Source organism: Halomonas sp. BC04 (assembly GCF_000568385.1).
In genome coordinates this window covers 1-6,439 of the sequence record NZ_AZQX01000401.1, presented here as the reverse complement: position 1 = coordinate 6,439, position 6,439 = coordinate 1, and the positions used below count along the sequence as shown (strand labels likewise).

General features: G+C 64.7%; 7 protein-coding genes. 3 read left to right on the top strand and 4 right to left on the bottom strand.

Annotated elements, in window-relative coordinates; genetic code table 11:
- Nucleotides 1-879 (bottom strand): PH domain-containing protein (locus tag Q427_RS26625; RefSeq protein ID WP_043518508.1); only part of this gene is annotated, 879 nt, incomplete at its 3' end.
- A complete protein-coding gene (locus Q427_RS26620; protein WP_051496747.1) occupies nt 876-1,418 on the bottom strand; it encodes a PH domain-containing protein in 543 nt (180 codons plus the stop codon). The genes Q427_RS26620 and Q427_RS26625, both read right to left, overlap by 4 nt.
- 237 nt (nt 1,419-1,655) lie before the next feature.
- Between Q427_RS26620 and Q427_RS26615 the strand changes: the two genes are divergently transcribed.
- Nucleotides 1,656-2,126 (top strand): aminoacyl-tRNA deacylase, encoded by a 471-nt coding sequence (locus Q427_RS26615; RefSeq protein ID WP_043518506.1) that lies wholly within the window; start codon nt 1,656-1,658, stop codon nt 2,124-2,126.
- 156 nt (nt 2,127-2,282) lie between these two features.
- Here the strand turns inward: Q427_RS26615 and Q427_RS26610 are convergent, their stop codons facing one another.
- A complete protein-coding gene (locus tag Q427_RS26610) occupies nt 2,283-3,296 on the bottom strand; it encodes a M28 family peptidase (RefSeq protein WP_051496746.1) in 1,014 nt (337 codons plus the stop codon).
- Nucleotides 3,297-3,430: 134 nt separating this feature from the next.
- Here Q427_RS26610 and Q427_RS26605 point away from each other — a divergent pair, with 134 nt between their 5' ends.
- Entirely contained in the window at nt 3,431-4,297 is an 867-nt protein-coding gene (locus Q427_RS26605) for an SDR family NAD(P)-dependent oxidoreductase (protein ID WP_043518504.1), read from the top strand.
- Between the two features lie 84 nt (nt 4,298-4,381).
- Entirely contained in the window at nt 4,382-5,503 is a 1,122-nt protein-coding gene (locus Q427_RS26600; RefSeq protein ID WP_043518502.1) for a site-2 protease family protein, read from the top strand.
- On the opposite strand, the gene Q427_RS26595 is transcribed toward Q427_RS26600, so the two are convergent.
- On the bottom strand, nt 5,418-6,439 hold a 1,022-nt coding region (locus Q427_RS26595; RefSeq protein ID WP_155833713.1), incomplete at its 5' end, for a methyltransferase. The genes Q427_RS26600 and Q427_RS26595 overlap by 86 nt on opposite strands.

Below are 6,439 nucleotides of genomic sequence, written 5' to 3'. Positions count from 1 at the left end.
GGCCTGCTCCTGCCGAGCGAACAGGCCGCTGACCTGCACCTGTCGCTCGCCGTCATCGCGCAGCACGTAGCCGTGAAAGCGCCACCAGGCGGCCAATACGGCGAGCAGCGCCAGCACGGCCACCACGCCCAGCAGCCCCAGCCCGATCGCCAGCAGCGGCGACTCGGGCAGCCATGCCTGCAGATCCAGCTGTGGAAGGCGGTCGTGGATCCAGCGCTCCAGCGGCCGGATCAGCGGCGAAAGCATCGCCGCAATGACATAGATCGAGCGGCTGGTCAGACCATGGAGTACCAGCGCCCCGGGGGTCAGTACGAATCGTACAACGCCTTCTCCGGCGCCAGTTGGACCACTGTCGCTGACCGCAGCCCCCCGCTCCTTGACGGTGCTCTCCGCGCTCCTCAAGCCGTGGCCGAGGGCTTCGGCAAGCTGCCGGCGTATGCCCGGCAGTTGAATGCTCGATGCTTCGCCGGCCAGCGTCTCGACCTCCCAGAGGACAAGTCCGAAGGGGCGCATGTAGGCCGGCTGGTGCAGGGCGATATGCTGCACATGACGGGCCGCCACCTTGAATTCCCGGTGCTCGAACAGTCCTTTCTGGACGATCAACACATCGCCATCGAGCCGAAACCGGAAGCGCCGGTAGTAGAGCAGGCTCACCAGTCCGGCCACCAGCAGCAGCAGCACGCCCCCCAGGGCAAGCTCGCGCAACCCGACCCGCTCGACCATGGCCAGGCCCGCCCCGGCGCCCAGCAACAGTGGCATGTGCTGGCGCACCAGCGACGTCCCGGCGCTGATCAACAAGAGTCCCACGGCCCAGGGGGAAAGTCGCTGCCAGCCTGACAGCGCCGGCCTGTCGGACGGGGCATCCTGCTCAGGGCTCATGGTGTCTCGCCACCGGGTGAAGACGGGCCCGGCGTCACCGCCAGGCGGCTCAGCAGATGCTGCTTGACCGATTCGGCACGCTCGGCCGTGAGTCCCTCGAGCAGCAGGTCGGCACCTCTGCCACCGGCTGTGAAGCAGGCCAGCCGGACCAGGCCGAAGGCCCGCTCCACGGGATTGCTCAGGGTCTCGACATGCTGCAAGCGAACCAGCGGCAGTACCTGGGTACGCCGCACCAGCAGGCCGCGGCGATAGATCAGGTCGTGCTCACGCAGGCCATAGCCCCGACGCCGGGCCTCCAGCCATCCCAGCACGATTGCCACCGTCCCCAACCCCGCCACGGTGGCGGCAAGCCACGGCTGATACTGCGCCAGCAGCTCATGCTGAACCGGGAAGAGCCAGGCCACCAGCGTGAGGAAGGCCCAGTGGAAAAGGCGAAGCAAGGCCTGGCAGGGGGCCAGCCGACGGGATACCGGCGTCAGCGGTGCATGCTCCAGCGCCGGCAGGCATTCGGGGTCTAGCGAAGGATTATCGAACGTCACGGCGGCTCCTGATGCGTCAGCGTCCTGGCTGTCAGCCGCTGTCGGGCGGCTCTCACCCGACAACATACCAGAAGCCGGGAGGCAGGAATGGGCAAACAGGGCTCGGAGCACCGGAGCTGCCAAACGGAGTGTAGCGAGCGGGATTTAGGAACTACGCTTTGTATGTGGAGAACCCAACAACGAAGGGAGGCATATCCTTTTCTGATCGCGGCCCTCGCGGCCGAAGGAGACGGTACCATGAGTATCCCGATGACCCTGCGGGAGTACCTTAGAGCCTGCGATATCGACTACGAAGAGCTCAAGCATCCCCGAGAAGTCAGTACCAGTCGCATCGCTGAAAAGGCGCACATCACCGGCGACCAGCTCGCCAAGGCCGTCATGCTGCATTGCGACTCCGGCTACCGGGTCGCCGTGCTGCCGAGCACTTGTGACGCCGACCTGGAGAGCCTGTCGAAACTGTTCAATGAAAACGTCGAACTCGCCTCGGAAGAGGAGATCGTGCGCCGCTTCAGCGACTGCGACCCCGGTGCCACGACGCCTGTCGGCCAGGCCTACGGGCTCCAGGTCTATGTGGATGACATGCTGCGCTATCAGTCGGATATCTATTTCGAAGCCGGCGATCACGAGACGCTGCTGCACATGAGCGGCACTGAATTCGAGCGCCTGATGGGCGATAGCCCCCACGGCCAGTTCAGTCGCCACCACTAGGAAAACACTACAAAAAGTCTGCGCCTGCGATTCCCTGGCGCTGCCGCGCTTCCCAACCGCGCTGTTTGACTCCCCCCGGGCCACGATAACAGCCTATCGTGGCCCGACTTCTTTTCCGGCCTGCTGCAGAAATGGAGGGTATGGATGCCCGCAGCCTCAGCGTCGGGCCATCACCTCCAGCGCCTTGGCCAGGCCTTCGGTGACCCTGGCCATGGTCTCGTAGTCGAGCCGATCGGGGGTGTCGGTCGGTCCGTGGTAGTGAGGGTTACGAAAGTTGGCGGTATCGGTGATCATCATCGCCGGGTAGCCCATTTCCCAGAATGCCCAGTGATCCGAGCGGCGTATATCGCGGATCAGCTCGGGCGCAGCCAGCCCTTCCGAGGGCACCTGGGCACTCTCCCGGAACGCCCCGATGGCCTCGCGCACCAGTGATCGGGAGGCGAGGTTGCCGATAAAGGCCACGAAGTCGCCCCGGTCCGGATAGAAGTGCCCGAGCAGTGGCGGATGGTACTGGCTGCCGGGGGCATCGGTGTAATACCCCAACATCTCCAGCGCTATCATGCCGGCAATGTCCATGCCCTCCTCTCGCGCCTGGCGGGCATAGCGCAGGCTGCCCATGGCATCGGTACCGAAGAAGGGCATCTCTTCGTTGGCAAAGGCAACCAGATGCAAGGATCGATCAAGCGGCACATCCTGAAGGAGACGCCCCAGCTCGATCAGTACCGCCACGCCGGAGGCGTTGTCATCGGCACCCGGGCTGCCCCGCACCGTGTCGTAGTGGGCTCCGACGACCAGCACCTCGGACGCCTGGCGCCCCCCCGGAATCCGCACCTCGACGTTATGGAACATCCGGTTGCCGGTCGGCACGGCGTGGCGAAGCGGCTCATGGCCGGCCTCCCGGAAGGCTTGCTCGATGTAGTCGGCCGACGCATGCAGTGCATCGGGACGCCAGTAATGGCGCTCGCCAATCTCCCCGGCCAGCTGCAGGACATGGCCATGCAGCCGGTCGCGAAGCACTTGTGTCTCTTTATCCAGCGCTGGCGGCTCGCCACGAAAGGACGACCCCGGCATATGCAGTATCATCCAGTAACCCCCTCCCAACGACAGCAGGAGAAGCAACAGGAGCAACCCAAGTAGCGTGCTCATGCGCAAGGTTAAGTTACGCTGCATGGCCGACCTCCTGTCCGCCTATCGCTATACCACCCGGGCCGGCTCGATGACCGATTTCCATCGACTCCCGACAGGGTCTCCCTCATGGTATACCCTATCGGCGAATCTCACTGGCTCGTGCAAGGAAAACGGACATGGACGAGACGATGGCCTCGGCACCGCCGAGTATCCTCATCACCGGCTGCTCCAGCGGTATTGGCCACGCCGCCGCCCAAACCCTGGTGCAAAGGGGGTGGAGAGTCTTCGCGACCGCACGGCGGGAGCATCAGGTCGTTCGACTCCAGGAAGAGGGCTTCGACGCACTGCTTCTGGACCTGGCCTGCAGCGATTCGATTGGGGCCGCCGTCGACGAAATCCTGAGGCGAACCGGTGGCCGCCTCGATGCGCTGTTCAACAATGGCGCCTACGGCCAGCCGGGTGCGGTGGAGGATCTCTCCCGCGCCGTGCTGCGTGAGCAGCTGGAAACCAACCTGCTCGGCACTCACGAGCTGACGACGCGCATCATTCCGGTGATGCGTGACCAGGGCAGCGGACGCATCGTACAGAACAGCTCGGTTCTGGGATTTTCCGCACTGCCTTACCGCGGCGCCTATGTCTGCTCCAAGTTTGCTCTGGAAGGTTTGACCGACACCCTGCGCCAGGAGCTTTACGGTACCGGTATCCACGTCAGCCTGCTGCAACCCGGCCCCATCGCCAGCCGCTTCCGCGAGAACGCCTATCGCGCCTTTCGCGACAATATCAAGGCCGCGACGAGCCATCATGCCGTCACCTACTGCGCGCTGGAGGCCCGCCTCGCCGGGGAAGGCCCATCGGCCCCCTTCACGCTCGAAGCCGATGCGGTGATTCGCAAGCTGATCCATGCCCTGGAGAGCCGACGGCCCAAGGCCCGTTATCACATTACGGTGCCGACCCACCTGTTTGCCGCCCTCAAGCGTATCCTGTCCACACGGGGCATGGACCGGGTCCTGCTGCGGGCGACACGTGGGGAACGGGAAACGTGAGTCCATCGCCCGTGGGGCCACACGGCCTCACAAGCCCGAGTCCTACAACAAGAGTGTCGTCATAACGCCGTCAGGGAGTCCAATATGTTCAAATCCGTATGGGTGCTGGGTCATTTCCGAGGCATTCGGCTTGAAATCCATGTCAGCTGGCTGATCATCTTCGCGTTGGTGATGGTCAGCATGACCACCGGCCTTCAGCAGCAGTACCAGGACTGGACCACCGCGGATGCCGCCGTTACCGCCTTCGTCACGGTACTGGTCTTCTTCGCTTCCATCCTGGCCCATGAGCTGGGCCATAGCCTGGTGGCAATCCGGCGCGGCGTACCGGTTACCGCCATTACCCTGTTCATCTTCGGCGGCATGGCGCAAATGAGTCGTGACCCGGAGCAGGCCAACGACGAATTCTGGATTGCCGTCGCCGGACCAGCGGTCAGCTTTGCGCTGGCCTTTCTGTTCGGCGTCCTGGCTGGCGTGACCGCGGGCTGGTACGAACCGATTCCCGTGGCGTTTGGCTGGCTGTCCATGATCAACCTGGTCGTGGCGATCTTCAACTTGATTCCCGGCTTCCCCCTGGATGGAGGGCGGGTACTTCGCGCCCTGGTCTGGAAGGTCACGGGAAGCACTCAGCGGGGCAACGAGACAGCCATCGCCAGCGGCCGCTTCCTGGCTTATGGGCTGTTTGGCCTGGCCCTATGGAATATGCTGGTCATGGGCAATCTGGTCGGCGGGCTGTGGATCATGCTGATCGCCTGGTTCCTGCTCACCATGAACCACGCCCAGAGTCGCATGTACGTCCTTCGCGATCGCCTGGCGGGTGTCCGCGCCCAGGACCTGGCCGACCCCGACATACCCTTCGTTGCTGCAGGCCGATCCATCGAGGCGTGGCTGCGAGAGCAGGTGCTGACTTCCGGCCGACGCGCCTTCCTGGTGGGAAGCCCCAACCAGGTGCTGGGCCTGGTCTCGCTGAGCGACACGCGACGCTTACCCCAGGAGCAATGGGGCTCGACGCCAGTGAGCGAGATCATGACGCCGACAGACAAGCTTCACCATGTCGCCCCCGATGCCAAGGCCGACGACATACTGCAGCTGATGAACGAGCACAACCTTAACCAGGTGCCGGTCATGGCACGGGGTCGCGCCAGCGGCTGGATCGACCGCCAGCGGCTGCTGCGGATGATCGAGCTCCACCTCGAAGTGAAGGGGTGACCGCCTGCCCACCTGATCTGCTGGCTCGCAGCAGCAGGTTGCGCGGGGTCAGCTCACGATCGCAGAAGATGCCGAGTTCGGCAGCAAAACCCGACTCCGTCAGCAGTGTCATGCGGTCCAGGGCCAGCCACACCTCCAGTGGACGCCGAAACAGATGGCGCACCAGCTCCAGGCGCTTCACCCGGAACTGGCGTCGCCAACCGGCTTCCTCGAAGCCGGCCCAGTCAACGCCAGAAGGGACCGATAGGCCCTTCTGTTCCGCCGCCCAGCGGCAGAACCCGGCAAAATCATCGGGCATGCGCCCATAGGCCAGGCTGGGCACGGGCAAATAGGCATCGATTCCACGCGCCTGGCGCTGCCATTCATCAAAGCCCAGCCGCCAGGCGTTGGCGCGCTCCCGGCTTCGCTGAACCCCGCCTGGCGCTGTTACGGTCTCCTGGACCGCCATTGCCAGGTCTTCCCGGGAGAACGCCAGCTGATGAGTCTCGCTCAGCGCCCTGGCGCGACGGGAGAGCGGTCGATAGGTTGTGTCGCGGGTGCGCTGGTAACAACAGGGCGCCAGGGTCACCGAACTGCCCGTTTCTGCGGCAAGTTCGAGCAGACGCACATGCAGATCACCACAGGCATGCAGGGCCGCGATGTGGGTCTGCGCGGTCAGCGGCGGCCCCTGGTCCAAGGCCATCACGTCCTGCTGACGCATGTCCACCGGCACACCTTGCCGCGCCGCCAACCGGCGACCCTCGTCACACAGGGCGGCCTGCCACTCCAGAGCGGTGACGTCGACGGCATGCCGCCGTGCCAGTGTGCGGGCCAGGTGACCCTTGCCCGCACACCACTCCACCAGCGATTCCCCGGGTCCGGGGCGTACCTGTTCGACGAAGGCCTCGATCTGGCGCCACTTGCGCCACCCACATGCTGGCCCCATTCGGAGGCAGA